We start from the raw sequence: 15739 nt of genomic DNA, 5'->3' as shown, positions 1-15739 counted from the left end.
ACGCCCGGCGCTAGGCGGGAGCGATGCCCCAGATGGGTGAGGGCCGCACGCCGCGTGCGTGCAGCTCGCTCAGGTAGGGCGCGATGCTGTCCCACAGCACCTGCATGATCTCGTCGAGCGTCTCGGCGAACAAGCGTGCCGCCGCGACCTGAGCCTCGTCGTCGAGTGCGCGGTCGAGCATCTCCCGCAGCATCGCCTGGCGCAGCTGAGCCGGAGGGTGCGTGTCCGACCGGGCCGTCGCCTCAGGGTCGTTGACGGCGACGACTCCGAGCGCGGCGTCGACCAGGGCCATCGCCGAGAAGACCAGGTCGACCGCGCCGAAGGCCATCGCGATGTCCAGGTCCTTCTCGTGGTGCATCGTCGAGACGGCCAGGATCATCCCGATGTAGTCGGCCTGATGCTCCTTCACCCACGGCTCGGAGACGATCGTGAGGGTCTCGTCGGCCACCTGCTCGGTCCGGTGATCGCTCTCGAGATGCCCGCTGACGATGTGGCCGTACTCGTGCGCGAGCACGAACAGCTCGCCGCCGTAACGCAGGATCTCCGCCAGGCGCATCGCCGGGCCGCCGAGGAAGTACTGCTGCGAGCGGTGCGGATCACCCTCGACCACGTAGGAGGCGACGAAGTCCGCCAGCCGGGCCGCCGGCTCGGAGTCGCTCTTGAGATGCTCGCGGATCTTGTCCACATCGGTGCTGAACGACACCCCGCCGCCCTCCGGCTCGTCGACCCACGGCAGGCTCGCCGCGACCGCCTTCGCCAAGAGGTTCATGAAGCCGAACAGCCCTTTCTGGAACACGATGAGGTGCTCCGACGAGTCGGGCACGGCGATCGCGCTCGCGTTGAGCTGCCCGAGCGGCAACGTGCCGAACACCGGCCGCGGAGGCAGCTCATAGCCCAGGGTCCCCGCGGTCTTCTCGAGGTCGTCCGCGAGCCGGACCATCAGCATGTGCGTCAGCGGATCCTCGTAGCGGGACGGCCGCATCGCCAAACCGCGCGCGAACTCCTCCTGCAGGATCTTCGGGATCGCCTCGGCGTCCGGGAACCCGACCTTCGTCGCGCCGCCCAGCACCGTCGCCATCGTCTTGTCCCCGATCTCCTGAAGGCGCTCGGGATCCTCCCCGGTGGCGGCGAAGAGGTTGCGCTGCAGGCGCTCGAGGTACGCGTTCGCGGGGGTCGAGCTCATAGCCCGTCGTCGTCCCACTCGAGCAGCGCCGGCTCCTGGGTGAGCAGCACGCGGTTCGGTGTCTCGATGACGACACCGGACGGGCCGAAGCCCAGGCTCGCGGGCCCGCGGTCGGGCTCGATCGAGGCCAGCGCGCCGTACTCGTCGACGAAGAACCGGACGCACGAGAACGCGAACGTCAGCGGGCGGGTCCCCGCGAACGTGATCTGCCGCTGATCCGCCGTGACGGTCGTCGTCGACGGCTGGACCGTCCCGATCAGCTCGCTGATTGCCCCGGCGTCGAACTCCGCGCTGCGGCTGCGCTCGTCGTCCACCTCGATCGCGAAGCCGGAGCTCTGGAGCACCGAGTCGACCAGGAGGAAGTCCGCGCGCTGCTCGAGGAACATCGTCGCGGTCGCGTTGGCGGTGTCGATGCGCCGATCACGCAGCAGCTTGCCGACACGCGTGACCTCGACGTAACGACGGCGCACGTCGTCGAACCGGAACGAGACCTTCGTCGAGCGGCCGACGGCGGCGGCCACCGCGGGCAGCGGCACGCCGAGCGGGGCGAGGAAGCCTTCGAGGATCTCGAGCGCCAGCTTGCGCTCGACGACGCGCGAGCGCTTGCCCGCGAGCGAGGCGATGCGGGACTCGATCGCGTCGACGTCGAGTGCCTCATCGCCGTCCAGGATCGGGCCGAGCGGCCCGAGGAACCGCGAACGGCCGTCCTGGCTCGCGACCACGGACATCGTCGTGACGCGCTCCTCCGGCGTGCGGAGGGGAACCGCGTCGAACAGGTCGCGCAGCGTGTGGACGAGCGGATCGCCCGAGCAGAGTGGAAGTCTTGGCAAGGAGCTCAGCGAGTAGGAGACGGATGCGCGATCTCACATGAGGCCGCCGCCGTTGTCAATGCGCGCGAGCCGGGCGCTTACGACGACCGCGCGGCGGTGCGCCGTCGGGCACGGTCGCCGCGCGGACCCGCCATGCGCACCAAGAGCTCAGACGTCTCGACCTCGACCGCGCCCAACGTCACCGCACGCTCGCGGATCCACGGCACCAGGTCGTAGTGGTCGCCCTGGAAGCGCGAGCGCGGGATGCCGAGAGCCGCGGCGAACGCGTGGAGCTCCTCGAACGAGCCGTCGACGGCCATGTGGCACCAGTCTTTGACCGTGAACGGGACGTGCTCGTAGCGCCGGAGCGGATCCACCAGGACCGTCATCGGGTATGAAGGCTGGCATGAGCAACGAGGGACGGACGGTGGCGATCGTCGAAGACCACGGGGCGCTGCGGATCTTTCTGCGCGACGTGCTCCAGCAGCGGGGCTGGACCGTGTGCGGCGTGGCGGGTACGGCGGAGACCGGCGCGGAGCTCGTGCTGGGCAGCAAGCCCGACGTGGCGGTGGTGGATCTGCACCTGGCCTCCGAGGGCGGTGGCGAGGGGCTGATCCGGCGGCTCGTGGCCGCGGAGCTGCACACGAAGGTCGTGGTGTTCACGGCCACGACCGACCCGCAGGAGCTGCAGGGCGTGCTCGAGGCGGGCGCACACGGGATCGTCCTCAAGGAGGGCGGGCTGCCCGAGCTGATCGACGGGCTGGACGCCGTGACGCGCGGGGAGCGCTATGTCAGCCCGAGCCTAGGTTAGGGCCGTGCCGGGAGCGTCGGCGTCGTCGGTGTCGATGTAGATCAGGCGCGCGATGTGCCCGTCGGCGTCGATCAGGAAGGCGAACGTCGCCTGCGAGCCGGCGCTGGCGCCGCAATCCCCGCCCGGGCGGTCCGTGAGCTCGAACTCGCCGACGACGAGCTTGCTGACGGTGCGCGTGACCTTGATGAGCTTCGCGCCGCACGGGAGGCTGTCGTTGAAGTCCTCGACGCGGCGCGCCGTGTCCAGCTCGAGCGGATCGGGCTGCAGGTTGACGATCTCGCTCGGCACGCTGAACTCCTTCGCCGCGGCGCGGACGTCGCCGCGGGAGAGCTCCTCCGCCCAGCGGCGGATCACGCCCCGCTCGGCGCCGGTGACCGGGGCACGCTTGTCCGGCTGAGCCTCGCGCGGCCGCTCCGGCCGCTTGAGCGCCAGCTGATCCGGCTCCGGCGCGGCGGCCTCGCCGCAGCCGGTGATCGCGAGCCCGAGCGCCGCGAGCGCTCCCAACCACCGGCGAGAGATCATGCGGTCAAGCATTCCACCCGACCGCCCGAATTGAACCTTACGAGCGTGGAAGCGGACGTCCGAGCGCCAGCGGCGGGACCGAACGGCCGATGAGGCCCGTGACGGCGATCAGCGTCAGCACGTACGGCAGGGCCTGGAAGAGCACCGCGCCGGACGGCGAGAACACCGGCAGCCGCGACGCCAACGCGCTGCCGAACCCGAACAGCAGCGTCGCGGCGAGCGCGAGGCCCGGCTTCCAGCGCCCGAAGATCAGCGCCGCCAGGGCGATGAACCCGCGGCCCGCGGTCATGTTCTGCGTGAACGTGTGCAGGAAGCCGATCGACAGGAACGCGCCACCGAGCGCCGCGAGCCCGCCGGACGCCATCACCGCGTAGTAGCGGGTGCGCACGACGTTCAGGCCCGCCGTCTCCGCCGCCAGCGGGTTCTCGCCCGCCGAGCGCAGCCGCAGGCCGGTCGGCGTGCGGAAGACGACGATCCAGGTGACGAGCACGGCCGCGAGCGCGAGCCAGACGAGCAGGTTCAGGTCCCCGAAGACGTCCCCGAACAGCGGCAGCCAGTCGATCGGGAGCGACACGTTCGGCACCGACGGCAGGTCGTCCGGCGTGCCGAGGTCCCCGTAGACCTGCACGTACAGGTAGCCCGTGATGCCGACCGCGAGCAGGTTCAGCGCCGTGCCGGAGACGATCTGGTCGGCCCGGAAGCTGATCGCGAACAGGGCGTGGATGGCCGCGAAGGCCGAGCCCGCCACGACGGCGATGACCAACCCGAGGATCCACGAGCCGGTCATGTCCGCGCCCCACGCGCCGAAGAACGCGCCCATCAGCATCATGCCCTCGAGCGCGATGTTCACGACGCCCGAGCGCTCGGAGAACAGGCCGCCGACCGCGCCGAAGATCAGCGGCGTCGCGTAGCGCAGCGTGGCCGCGCCGAGCGCGCCCCAGACCACGACCCGCTCGAGGTTCGCGACGCCCGACTGCGTCGCCGCGTAGCCGCCGACGAGCCCGACCAGGCCGGCGACGATGCCGCCCCAGCCGATGCGCTTCTCCCCCGCCGTGACGGCGTACGAGCCCGCTGCCATCGCGAGCGCGGCGAGCACGATCACGACGATCGGCGAGCGCACCGTCAGCGGCGGCACCGCGACGAAGAACGCGAGGATGCCCAGGGCGACCGCCGCCCAGCCGACACGCTTCGGGGTCATGCGGCCACCGCCTGGGTCCGGCGCCGGCGGCGCAACCGCAGCAGGTAGACCACCAGCACATCAGTCGAGATCAGCAGCACGACAAGTCCCTGGATCATGTAGGTGAGGTTCGTGGCCAGCTGGGGCTCGAACACCGACGGGTCGAGGTTGCGCGTGGACGTGCCGTTGATGAGCCCCGCGAACAGCAGCGCTCCCAGCAGCGTTCCGATCGCGGTGTTGCGTCCGAGCAGTGCGACCGCGATGCCGAAGAACGCGAGCTGGTTCGCCGGGATGTCGTTGGTCGCGATCCGGAACTGCCAGCCCATGACGTCCAGCGCGCCGCCGAGCCCGGCGAACGCCCCGCAGATCGCCATCACGAGGATGTAGTTGCGGCGCACGTTGATGCCGGACGCCTCGGCGGCGTCCGGGCTGAAGCCGACCGCGCGCACCTCGTAGCCGAGTGTGGTGCGGTTCAGCAGCACCCAGAAGACGACGAGCGCCGCGAGCGCGATGAAGATGCCGATGTGCAGACCCTGCAGCTGCGCGTCGCCCCAGAACACCGGGAGCTTCGCGCCGGCCAGGACGTCGTTGGACACCGGCACGTCGACCCGCGTCGGATCGTCGTTCTGCAGCGGGCCGCCGAGGCCGAACAGCCACACGCCCACCCAGATCGCGATCCAGTTGAGCATGATCGTCGTGATCACCTCGTTGGTGCCCGTGACCGCCTTCAGCAGGCCGGCGATGCCCGCCCACGCCGCGCCGGAGAGGATGCCCGCGAGGATCGCGACGACGATGTGCAGCAGCGCCGGCATCCCGTCGAACGAGGAGCCGACCCAGACCGCGAGGATCGAGCCCACGATGTACTGACCCTGGCCGCCGATGTTGAACAGGCCGCAGCGGAACGCGAACGCGACCGCGAGGCCCGTGAGGATCAGCGGGGTCGTGGTGATCAGCGTCTGCTGGAGGGCCAGCGCCGCGATGGTCCGGTCGTCCTCGGACAGCCACGGGAAGACCCAGTTGAAGCCCGTGCCCTTGAAGATCGCCTGGTAGGTCTCGATCGGGTTGTGGCCCGTCGCGAGCACGACGAGGCCGCCCGCGAGGAACGCGACCAGCACGGTGATGAGCGGTGCGACGAAGCCGCCGCTGCGCAGATAGACCGCGGCCCGTGAGGCGACGGTCATGTTGGGCGGCAGCTCGTCGTCAGGCAGCGCGCTCATCACGGCCCCCGCCGGTCATGTACACGCCGAAGTCCTCCTCGGAGGACTCGGGAGGCAGCTCCGTCACGATCCGTCCCTCATAGATCACGAGCACGCGGTCGCTCAGCGAGCGGACCTCCTCGAGCTCCAACGACACGAGCAGCACGGCCTTGCCCCGGTCGCGTTCCTCGACGAGCCGTCGGTGGACGAACTCGATCGCGCCGACGTCCAGGCCGCGGGTGGGCTGGGCGGCGATGATCACCTTCGGATCGGCGGTGAGCTCACGCGCGATCACGACCTTCTGCTGGTTGCCGCCCGACAGCGAGCCCGCACGCGTCTCCGGCTCCCCGCCGCGCACGTCGAACTCCTTCAAGAGCTTGCGCGCCCGCGTGACCATCTTCGACGGCGACAGGAAGCCGCGCGTGGAGAAGGCGGGCGTCTTGTACTCGCGCAGGCAGAGGTTCTCGGCGAGGTCGAACTCGAGCACGAGCCCGCGCCGGTGGCGATCCTCGGCGATGTGCGAGACGCCCGCGGCGAGCGTGTCGCGCGGGCCGCAGTGCGTGACGTCCTTGCCGTCGACGGTGATCGTCCCCGCGGTCGGCGCGCGCAGGCCCATGATCGCCTCGATCAGCTCGGACTGCCCGTTGGCGTCGACGCCGGCGAGGCCGACGATCTCGCCCGCACGGACTTCCAAAGACACGTCATTGACCGCCGGCAGGCCGCGGTCGTCCTCCGCGGAGACGCCTTCCAAGGTCAGCAGCGGCTCGCCCAGGGTCTGCTCGGGCTTCTCGACGCGCAGCAGCACCTCGCGCCCGACCATCAGGCCGGCGAGCGAGCGCTCCGTCGCGCCTTCGGTGGAGACCGTGTCGATCTTCTCGCCGCGGCGCAGGACGGTCACGCGATCGGCGATGTCCAGGACCTCGTTGAGCTTGTGCGAGATGAACACGACGGACGTGCCCTGCTCGGTCAGCCGGCGCAGCACGACGAACAGGTCCTGCGCCTCCTGCGGCGTGAGCACGGCGGTCGGCTCGTCCAGGACGAGCACCTTCGCGCCGCGGAACAGCGCGCGCAGGATCTCCACGCGCTGCTGGGTGCCGACGCCGATGTCCTCGACCTTGGCGTCGGGATCGACGGCCAGGCCGAACTGCTGCGAGAGCTCGCGCACCCGGTTGGCCGCGCCCTTGTAGTCGAGCAGCAGCCCCGAGCGCGGCTCCGCGCCGAGCACGAGGTTCTCGGCCACGGTCATCACCGGCACGAGCATGAAGTGCTGGTGGACCATGCCGATGCCGAGCCCGATGGCCCGGCGCGGGGAGTCGATCGTGACCGGCTCCCCGTCCAGGAGGATCTGGCCTTCATCGGGCTGATGGAGGCCGTACAACACGTTCATCAGGGTCGACTTGCCCGCGCCGTTCTCCCCGAGCAGCGCGTGGATCTCCCCACGCTTGAGCTCGAAGTCGACTGAGTTGTTCGCGACCAGGGCACCGAACCGCTTGGTGATGCCCCGGAGCTCCAGCGCGGGCGAGTCTGCCACTTACTTGACGGTGTTGGGGATGTCGGTGAGCTCGCCCGAGGCGATCTTTTCCTGCTCCGCCTTGATCTGGTCGGCGTACTTGGCGCCGACCTCGTTCGTCTCGCCGATGCCGACCGCGCCCGACTTGACGTCGAAGATCGTGTTGGCACCGCCCTTGAACGTGCCGTCCTGCACGGCCTTGATCTCGTCGTAGACCGCGACGTCGACCTTCTTGAGCGCCGAGGTCATGATCTGGTCACCCAGGTAGGCCTGGTCGGCGTCCACGCCGATGCCCTGCACACCCTTCTCCTTCGCCGCGTCCAGCGCGCCGAGGCCGCAGCCACCGGCGACCTGGAAGACGACCTTCGCACCCTGCGCGATGTGGTCGAGCGCGAGCTCCTTGCACGGCGCCGGGTCGTCGAACTTCTGCGAGTAGCCGTTGACGACCTTCGCGTCCGGGTTGGCGGCCTTCACGCCCGCCTGGTAGCCGGCGATGTACGCGTCGACCGGCGGGATCTTCTGACCGCCGACCGAGCTCGCCGTTCCGCCGCCCTCGTCCTTGATGTACAGGCCCGCCATGTAGCCGACGAGGTAACCCGCTTCGTTCTCCTTGAAGAGCACGCCCGCGGTGTTGGTCGGCTTGGACTCGAGGCCCGTGGCGTCCACGTCGATGATCGCGAAGTTCGTCTTGGGGAACTTCGGGGCGACGGTGTTCATCGCCTCGGCCATCAGGAAGCCGACGCCGATGACCAGGTCGTACTGCTGCTGCGCGAGCGTGCTGAGGTTCGGCACGTAGTCGGAGTTGGCCTTGGAGATCAGCACTCGCGTCTCCACGCCCAACTCGGACTTGGCCCGCTCGAGCCCTTCGTTGGCGAGCTGGTTGAACGAGCGATCGTTCAGGCCGCCGATGTCGGTGACCAGGCCGACCTTGATCGCTTCCTTGGCCGGGGTCTCCTCAGCGGAGGGGCTACCGCCGGTGGCCGGTTCCTCCTCGTCGGAGCCGCACGCGGCTACGAAGAAAGAACAAAGCATGGCCAGCAAGGCGATGAAATGAAGTGGTCGGCGCACGGCCGGGACTCCTTTTCGAATTGGAACGACCGAGCCGCGACCCTAGTGGTCGTGGCGGTCGTCTGAGGCAGTAATTCGATTGAGCAGGGTGGCTTTGGCCGCATCGTCCGCGAAGGACGCCTGGACCGCCGTGCGCGTGATCGTCCTCAACTCACCCTCCTCGAAGCCGAAACGCTCACGCGCTACGGCGTACTCGCCGCCGATGCTACAGCCGAAATAGGGAGGGTCGTCAGAACCCAACGTCCACTTCACACCCGCTTCATGGAGTTTGCGAAGTGGATGTTCCTCGTACGAAGCAAACACGTGCGTGGCGACGTTGGAGGTCGGACACGCCTCGAGCACGATGCCGCGCTCGGCGATCTCCGCCACCAGCGCCGGATCCTCGATCGCCCGCACGCCGTGCGAGAGGCGGCTGACGGGCAGCGTGAGCGCCTCCCGGACGGACTCGGCGCCCGCGTGCTCACCCGCGTGCACCGTGCAGCCCAGGCCGGACGCCGCCGCGATCGCGTACGCCTCGTGGAACTGCGCCGGCGGGTAGCCCGCCTCGTCGCCCGCGAGGTTGAAGCCGACGACGTAGGGATGGCGCTCCTCCGCGTGCCGGCGGGCGATCTCCACCGCCGCCTCCACCCCGAAGTTGCGGATCGCGGTGACGAGGATGCGCGCCTCGATGCCGGTCGCGGCGCGCGCGTCGTCGATCCCGGCGGCGATCCCCGCGTAGTGATCGGCGTCGCTGAGCCCGACGTTCGCCGCGTGGTCGGGCGAGGCGATCAGCTCGACGTAGATGGCGCCTTCACGCGCGCAGCCGACGAGGTACTCGTAGGTGACGTCGCGGTAGTCCTCGGGCGTGCGGATGACGCTCGCGGCGAGGTCATACGTGCGCAGGAAGTCCAGGAAGTCCACCCAGCGGAACTTCTCGGGCGTCTCGAAGACGCCCTCGGGGACGGTCAACCCGTTGCGGTCGGCGAGCTTGCGGATGAGCGCGGGCGGCGCCGTGCCCTCCAAGTGGACGTGCAGCTCGGCGAGCGGGAGCTGAGTCATACGCGATCCAGCAGGACGGGGCGCGCGGCGGGCGGCTCGTCGCCGATCTTGACGGCTCGGAGGAGCGCCGTGGCGGCCTCGGCGGCGCTGCTGTCGCCGCGGGCGTGGACGAGCGCGAGCGGGCGGTCCGGGCCGACCTGCGCGCCGATCGGGGCGATCCGGCTCAGCCCCACGCCGTAGTCGATCTGGTCGTCCTCGCGGCGGCGGTTGCCGCCGAGGCCGGTGACGACGAGGCCGACGGCCCGCGTGTCGACGCTCGTCACGTAGCCCGGCCGCTCCGGGGCGACGGGGCGGGTGACGGAGGCGGATGGGAGCGCGGGATTCTCGACGAAGTCGCTCGGGCCGCCGAGGGCGCTGACCATCGCGCCGAAGACCTCCGCCGCGGCGCCGCTCTCCAGCACCTCGTCCACCTGGGCGCGCGCGGACTCGTCGTCGGCCACGAGGCGCGCCTGGACGAGCACGGCGGACGCCAGCGAGGCGGTGACCTCGTGCAGCCGGTGCTCGCGCGCCGTGCCGGTCAGGTAGTCGACGGCCTCGCGGACCTCGAGCGCGTTGCCCGCGGTGGTGCCGAGCACCTCGTTCATGTCGGTGATCAGCGCGACCGTGTTCACGCCGGCGCCGTTGGCCACTTCCGTGAGCGCGGTGGCGAGCGCTCGGGCGTCCTCCGGCGCGGCCATGAAGGCGCCACTGCCGGTCTTGACGTCCAGCACGAGCGCGTCGAGGCCCTCCGCGAGCTTCTTGGAGAGGATGCTCGCCACGATCAGCGGGATCGACTCGACCGTGCCCGTGGCGTCACGCGTGGCGTACAGGCGCTTGTCGGCGGGCGCGAGGTCGCTCGTCTGGCCGACGATCGCGCAGCCGACGTCCTGCACGACGCGCCGGATGACCTCCGTCGCGGGCGTGGAGACGTAGCCCGGGATGCTGTCGAGCTTGTCGAGCGTCCCGCCGGTGTGGCCGAGCCCGCGGCCGCTGATCATCGGCACGGCCGCGCCGCAGGCCGCGAGGATCGGCGCGAGCATCAGGGAGACCTTGTCGCCGACGCCGCCCGTGGAGTGCTTGTCGAGCACCGGGCGATCGAGGTCCCACGTCATCACGCTGCCCGAGTCGCGCATCGCGGTCGTGAGGTTCAGCCGCTCCTCGGCGTCGAGGCCTTTCAGGAAGAAGGCCATGGCGAGCGCGCCGACCTGCGCGTCGCTCAGCCCTCCGTCCGTGATCCCGCCGACGAGGAAGCCGATCTCCTCGCGCGTGAGCGTGGCGCCGTCGCGCTTCTTCCGGATGACCTCGGGTGCCAGCAACTAATAGTCCTCCGCGAACTTGAGTACGAGCCGCACGAGGTCACGCGCCGCCACCTCGGCGTTGCGCAACGTCTGCTCGTGCGAGAGCTCCTCGCCGCCCATGCCCTCGGCGAGGTTCGTGATCGCCGACACCGCCGCGACCCGCAGGCCGGCGTGCCGGGCGAGGATGACCTCGGGCACGGTGCTCATGCCCACCGCGTCGGCACCGAGCGTGCGGAACGCGCGGATCTCCGCCGGGGTCTCGAACGTCGGGCCGGCCGTGGCGAGGTAGACGCCTTCGGCGAGGTTGATGTCGAGGCCGGTCGCCGCCGCGTGCAGCTTCGCGCGCAGCTCCGGGTCGTACGCGTCGCGCAGGCTCGGGAAGCGCGGGCCGACCGCGTCGTCGTTCGGGCCCGTCAGCGGGTTCACGCCGAGGAAGTTGATGTGGTCGCTGATCGCCATCAGCCGGCCGGGGCCGACGTCGGCGTTAAGCGATCCGGCCGCGTTGGTGAGGAAGAGCGTCTCGGCGCCGGCCTCCTTCAGCCAGCGGATCGGGACCCGCATCCCGTACGCGTCGCCCGTCTCGTAGACGTGCTTGCGGCCCTGGAAGATGGCGACGGGCAGGCCGCCGAGCAGCCCTTGGCTGAGCGTCCCGCCGTGGCCCGCCACGCTCGGCCGCGGGAAGCCCTCGAGCTCCGCGTACGGCGTGTGCGTGGCGTCGGTGAGCGCCTCGGCGATGGCGCCGAGGCCGGAGCCCAGGACGATTCCGACGCGCGGCGTCAAAGGAACTCCGGGCCGAACGAGCGAGGCAACAGCGTCTCCAGGGTCGTCGTCTGGCGCGCGCCGTTGCGCGCGCACAGGTGGATCTCGGCGCCGGGCGCGATGAACTCGCGCAGCCGCTGACGGCAGCCGCCGCACGGGACGCAGAAGTCGTCGGAGTCGGCGATCACGGCCACCTCGGTGATCTGCGTGCGGCCGGAGGCGACCATTGCGCCGATCGCCGAGGCCTCCGCGCACTGACCCTGGGGATACGCCGCGTTCTCGACGTTCGCGCCGACGTGGATCGAGCCGTCCTCGGCGCGCAGCGCGGCGCCGACCTTGTAGTTCGAATACGGCGCGTGGGCGCGCTGCATGACGTCGCGCGCGGCGTCGACCAGCGCGCCGGAGCCGACCACCTGGTCGCTGTAGGAGTTGCGCAGGATCCGCTCCGGGGCGATCTCCAGCGCCTCCGTCAGCCGCGTGACGCGCTCCAGCTCCAGCGCGAGGTCGGAATCGGCGGTCGCGACGCCCTCCAGCTCGAGGAAGTTGCCGAGGCCCTTGACGACGTCCAGGTGGATGCGGACGCTCTGCCACAGCAGCAGGTGGCGTTCCTTCTCGACCACGGTGAGCACGCCGAGCGTCGCCTCGAGGCTGGCCTTGAGCGTCTGCGGATCGTCGATCGGCGTGAGCCGGTAGCGGGACTCGCGGGCCTCGTCGGCGTCGACGCGGTCGTACTGGATCAGGGTCGCGCCGCCGGGGTCCTCTTCCCGCAGCTTGAGGCGACCCGTGTGCACCCGGAAGTACGTGTCCCGCTGACGGAGCACGCCTTTGTCGTGCGCTCCGAGACCCTTGACGACGGCCAGCGAGCGCTCGGGGTCGGGGTCCGACGCCTTGAGCTCGATGTTGCGGCGCGGCGCTGCCATCGGCCCGACACTAGTAGGTTCCGGGGGATGGATGGGGTCACGGTCGTCGATCACGTGCTGCTGCGGCGGCTTCTCTCGATTCTCCGCGACAAGGACACGCCGCACCGCGTCTTCCGCGAGACGATGACGGACGCCGCGCTGATCCTCGGCTACGAGGCGATGCGCGGACTGCGCGGCGCCGACATCGAGCTCGAGACGCCGCTGGAGCGCACGCCCGGGACGCGGCTCGCCGACGAGGTGTTCGTCGTCGCGATCCTGCGCGCGGGCCTCGGCCTGGTCGACGGCTTCCTACGCCTGGTGCCGGAAGCGCGCGTGGGGCACCTGGGCATGTACCGCGACGAAGAGGCCCTGCGGCCGGTCGGCTACTACGAGAACATCCCGTCGGGTGTGGAGGACGCCGAGGTGTTCGTCGTGGACCCGATGCTCGCGACGGGCGGGTCGGGCGTGCAGGCCATCGCGCGTCTGAAGCGCGCGGGCGCTCGGCGGATTCACTTCGTGTGCCTCGTCGCGGCGCCCGAGGGCGTCGCCGCGGTGCGTGAGGCGCATCCGGACGTGCACATCACCATGGCCGCGCTCGATCGCGAGCTGGACGAGACGGGCTACATCCGGCCCGGGCTCGGCGATGCGGGCGACCGCATCTTCGGTACTGACCGCTAAGCCCATCCCGCGGCGGGAGAGCGAGCCAGCGACGCGAGCGTCCTACGCGAGCGTCGCCCTCTACCCTCAGTCGCCGCTATGCGCCGACATCTACTAGCCCTGCCCGCCGTGGCCCTCGCGCTCGCCTTCGCGGCGTGCGGCGATGACTCGTCCGACGACGAGACGGCCGCCACCGCCACCCCGACCGAGGAAGTCACCGAGGCTCCGACGGAGGCTCCGACCGAAGCCCCGACGGAGGCCGCGCCCACGGGCGAGGCGCCCGAGTCCACCGACTCCGGCGTGAAGGTGACGGGCAAGGTCGGCGAGAAGCCCGAGATCGACACGTCCGGTGCCAAGGCGCCCGACGGCCTCATCGTCGAGGACCTCGAGGAGGGCACGGGCGACCCCGCCCAGGCCGGCCAGAGCGTCACCGTGAACTACTCGGGCGTGCTGCTCGACGGCGGCGAGCCGTTCGACAACTCGTTCGACCGCGGCGAGGGCTTCACCTTCCCGCTCGGCGGTGGCCAGGTCATCCCCGGCTGGGACCAGGGCGTCGTCGGCATGAAGAAGGGCGGCCGGCGCGTGCTGGTCATCCCGTCCGACCTCGGCTACGGCGACGGCGGCTCCGGCCCGATCCCGCCCGGCGCGGCGCTGGTCTTCGTCGTCGACATGGAAGACATCACGGCGCCGTAGCGCGTCACTCGTCCTCGCTGAGCGCGAGGACCGAGGCCACGAGCGTGGACACGAGGAGGCCGTGCAAGGTCTCCCGGTCCACGTCGTCGTGGTTGACCCAGTCCAGGCACGCGCCGTCCAGGAAGCCGAGCCAGCCGCGGATCGCGGTTCTGAGCAGCGGTGACGGCGGGCCGTCCGGGCTGAGGCCGACGAGGATGCGGTTCGCGGTTTGCGAGCGCACTCGGTCGAGCAGCGCCCGCACCTCCGGCGCCGCTCCCGCGTTGCGGATCATCTTGTCGTAGGCGCCCGCGTTCTCCTCGACCCACTTCAGGTACTCGTCGAGGCTCGCCGACAGCTGCTCGAACGGCGGCAGCGCCGGGTCCGGGACGGTGCGCCGCTGCAGCTCGTTCGCCTTCTCCTCGAGCGTGGCGACGAAGTACGCCTCCTTGCTCGGGAAGTAGTGGTAGAGCAGCGCTTTGCTGATCCCGGCTTCCTTCGCGATCTTTGCCATCGACAGCTCGTCGTACGCGTGGCGGGTGAACAGCTCCGAGCCGAGCTCGAGCAGGCGACGCCGCCGCTCGTCCACCGCGAGCCGCGTATAGGCGGGTCCGTCGGACATCTGCGGGTCAGCGTATCTGACCATCGGTCGATAGCGCTGTAACCCTTGGCCCACTTCTCCGTATTGCGGTTATCGACCGATGGTCAACAAAGGGAGCCGCTGGGATGGTCGAGGACCGCATCACCGCTTTGGAGCAGCACGCCGCGACGCTCGAGGAGCGCGTCCGCGAGCTGGAGGGCGCCCGCCGCGGCGTGGCGTGGTATCGCACGCACCCGGAAGTGCCCGCGCCACAGAGTTGGCCGCCGCCCAAGGCCCGGACCTCCGCGCCGCCTCACGGCGAGCGGTCCGTCGCGCCGCCCCAGCCGGGTGTGCGCGACCCGGTCCGCGCGGAACATCCCCCCTTTTCGGCGAAGCCGGTTCCGCACGACCGGGGTCGCGCGCACCCGGCCACCACGCGGCCGGCGCTCCTCCGAAGCGCGATCTCGAGGACGTCGTCGGCGGCTCAATCCTCGCCTGGCTCGGCGGCGTCGCCATCCTCGCGGGCCTCGCGTTCCTCCTCACGATCGCGATCTCCCGCGGCTGGCTCGACGAGACGATGCGGACCGTGCTGGGCGGCGCGCTCTCCGCGGCGCTGCTCGCCACCGGCGTCTACCTGCGCGAGCACAAGGACCGCACCGAAGCGGCCCTCGCCGCAGCCGCGGTCGGCGTCGCCGGCCTGTTCGGCACGCTCCTGATCGCGGGCGCCGGCTACGAGCTCATCCCGACCGCCACGGCCCTCGTCGGGGCGCTCATCGTCGGCACGACCGCGACGGTCCTCGCCATCCGCTGGAACGCCCCGCTGATGGGCTGGCTCGGACTGCTCGGCGCGCTCTGGGCACCGACGGCGCTCGGCGCGCTCGACGCCGTCGCGTTCCTCGCGGTCGCGTACGCGGCGACCGTCGCCGTCGTCGTGTGGCAGCGCTGGAACGCCCTCGCGTGGGCCGCGTTCGTCACCGCCGCCTTGCAGCTGATCGTGTGGCTGTGGGACGCGAGCCCCACCGAGACGGGGCGGCTCGTCGTGCTCGTGACGTTCGGCCTTCTGACCGCCGCGCTCGCGTTCGGCCTGGAGGCGCGCCGCGCGTCCGTCAACTGGAACGCGGCCGCCCTGCTCGTCCTCAACGCGCTGCTGCTGGCCGTCTCCTACGGCGACCACGACGGCTGGCTGATCGCGCTGGCCGCCGCGCACTTCGTCGCCGGCCTTGCCGCGACCCGCACCCCAGGGATCTCGCGCCCGGTCGCCCTCGTCACGCTCGGCATCGCCGTCGGCCTGGCGGACCTCGCGCTGGTCGCGATGGCGGACGGCCTCCCGGTCGTCCTCGGCTGGGCCGGCCCGGTCCTCGCGTTCGCCGCGCTGCTCGGCGCCCGCCGCCGCCCGGCCGCGGTCGAGGCCTTCGTGAACGACGTCCGCCTCGCCTTTCCGGTCGCACCGCGCGACGACGCCGCGACGGGCCGCCCCGCGGGCACGTCGTCGGCCGCCGCCACAGGCGCGCCTCGCGAGGACGCCGCGACGGGCCGCCCCACGGGCCAGCAGCCGGCGAGCGACGATGGACCCGATGTATCCGG

17 protein-coding genes are annotated in these 15739 nt (G+C 71.0%); 4 read left to right on the top strand and 13 right to left on the bottom strand.

Annotation, left to right across the window (positions count from 1 at the left end; all coding sequences use genetic code 11):
- Positions 1-10: 10 nt before the first annotated feature.
- The 3 genes from OJ997_RS28630 to OJ997_RS28620 all read right to left on the bottom strand — a co-directional run bounded on the left by OJ997_RS28630 (position 11) and on the right by OJ997_RS28620 (position 2381).
- Positions 11-1183, bottom strand: a complete 1173-nt coding sequence (locus OJ997_RS28630; RefSeq protein WP_270028762.1) for a hypothetical protein — start codon at positions 1181-1183, stop codon at positions 11-13.
- A complete protein-coding gene (locus OJ997_RS28625) occupies positions 1180-2013 on the bottom strand; it encodes a gasdermin (RefSeq protein WP_270028761.1) in 834 nt (277 codons plus the stop codon). Before OJ997_RS28625 ends, OJ997_RS28630 begins: the two co-directional genes overlap by 4 nt.
- A gap of 77 nt (positions 2014-2090) precedes the next feature.
- Positions 2091-2381, bottom strand: coding sequence for a DUF4031 domain-containing protein (locus tag OJ997_RS28620; RefSeq protein ID WP_270028760.1), 291 nt, complete (start codon positions 2379-2381; stop codon positions 2091-2093).
- A gap of 17 nt (positions 2382-2398) precedes the next feature.
- On the opposite strand from OJ997_RS28620, the gene OJ997_RS28615 reads away from it, so the two are divergent.
- Complete coding sequence (locus OJ997_RS28615; protein ID WP_270028758.1) at positions 2399-2803, top strand: response regulator; 405 nt, start codon at positions 2399-2401, stop codon at positions 2801-2803.
- Here the strand turns inward: OJ997_RS28615 and OJ997_RS28610 are convergent.
- The 9 genes from OJ997_RS28610 to cdd all read right to left on the bottom strand — a co-directional run bounded on the left by OJ997_RS28610 (position 2795) and on the right by cdd (position 12270).
- Entirely contained in the window at positions 2795-3325 is a 531-nt protein-coding gene (locus OJ997_RS28610) for a hypothetical protein (RefSeq protein WP_270028757.1), read from the bottom strand. The genes OJ997_RS28615 and OJ997_RS28610 overlap by 9 nt on opposite strands.
- A gap of 37 nt (positions 3326-3362) precedes the next feature.
- Positions 3363-4523, bottom strand: a complete 1161-nt coding sequence (locus OJ997_RS28605; RefSeq protein WP_270028756.1) for an ABC transporter permease — start codon at positions 4521-4523, stop codon at positions 3363-3365.
- On the bottom strand, positions 4520-5719 hold the full coding sequence (locus OJ997_RS28600; protein WP_270028755.1) for an ABC transporter permease: 1200 nt from the start codon (positions 5717-5719) through the stop codon (positions 4520-4522). Before OJ997_RS28600 ends, OJ997_RS28605 begins: the two co-directional genes overlap by 4 nt.
- Entirely contained in the window at positions 5703-7229 is a 1527-nt protein-coding gene (locus OJ997_RS28595; protein WP_270028754.1) for an ABC transporter ATP-binding protein, read from the bottom strand. The genes OJ997_RS28600 and OJ997_RS28595 overlap by 17 nt, the downstream gene beginning before the upstream one ends.
- Complete coding sequence (locus tag OJ997_RS28590; protein WP_270028752.1) at positions 7230-8240, bottom strand: BMP family lipoprotein; 1011 nt, start codon at positions 8238-8240, stop codon at positions 7230-7232.
- A 78-nt stretch (positions 8241-8318) separates the two neighbouring features.
- Entirely contained in the window at positions 8319-9314 is a 996-nt protein-coding gene (gene add / locus OJ997_RS28585; protein ID WP_270028750.1) for an adenosine deaminase, read from the bottom strand.
- Complete coding sequence (deoA, locus tag OJ997_RS28580) at positions 9311-10609, bottom strand: thymidine phosphorylase (protein WP_270028748.1); 1299 nt, start codon at positions 10607-10609, stop codon at positions 9311-9313. Before deoA ends, add begins: the two co-directional genes overlap by 4 nt.
- Positions 10610-11371 carry a purine-nucleoside phosphorylase gene (locus OJ997_RS28575; RefSeq protein ID WP_270028747.1) on the bottom strand — a complete coding sequence of 254 codons (762 nt, stop codon included), beginning with the start codon at positions 11369-11371 and terminating at the stop codon, positions 10610-10612.
- On the bottom strand, positions 11368-12270 hold the full coding sequence (gene cdd / locus OJ997_RS28570; RefSeq protein WP_270028746.1) for a cytidine deaminase: 903 nt from the start codon (positions 12268-12270) through the stop codon (positions 11368-11370). The genes OJ997_RS28575 and cdd overlap by 4 nt, the downstream gene beginning before the upstream one ends.
- A gap of 27 nt (positions 12271-12297) precedes the next feature.
- On the opposite strand from cdd, the gene upp reads away from it, so the two are divergent.
- Both upp and OJ997_RS28560 read left to right on the top strand, forming a co-directional pair.
- Positions 12298-12927, top strand: coding sequence for a uracil phosphoribosyltransferase (upp, locus tag OJ997_RS28565; protein ID WP_270028745.1), 630 nt, complete (start codon positions 12298-12300; stop codon positions 12925-12927).
- A gap of 108 nt (positions 12928-13035) precedes the next feature.
- Positions 13036-13599, top strand: coding sequence for an FKBP-type peptidyl-prolyl cis-trans isomerase (locus OJ997_RS28560; RefSeq protein ID WP_270028744.1), 564 nt, complete (start codon positions 13036-13038; stop codon positions 13597-13599).
- A gap of 4 nt (positions 13600-13603) precedes the next feature.
- Here OJ997_RS28560 and OJ997_RS28555 read toward each other — a convergent pair whose 3' ends face one another.
- Positions 13604-14197 (bottom strand): TetR/AcrR family transcriptional regulator, encoded by a 594-nt coding sequence (locus OJ997_RS28555; protein ID WP_270028743.1) that lies wholly within the window; start codon positions 14195-14197, stop codon positions 13604-13606.
- Between the two features lie 79 nt (positions 14198-14276).
- On the opposite strand from OJ997_RS28555, the gene OJ997_RS28550 reads away from it, so the two are divergent.
- On the top strand, positions 14277-15739 hold a 1463-nt coding region (locus OJ997_RS28550; RefSeq protein ID WP_270028741.1), incomplete at its 3' end, for a DUF2339 domain-containing protein.

This window comes from Solirubrobacter phytolaccae, from assembly GCF_027587195.1.
In the GTDB taxonomy this organism is placed as follows: domain Bacteria; phylum Actinomycetota; class Thermoleophilia; order Solirubrobacterales; family Solirubrobacteraceae; genus Solirubrobacter; species Solirubrobacter phytolaccae.
The sequence above is the reverse complement of the archived record's forward strand: the minus strand, read 5'-3'. Positions and strand labels throughout refer to the sequence as shown.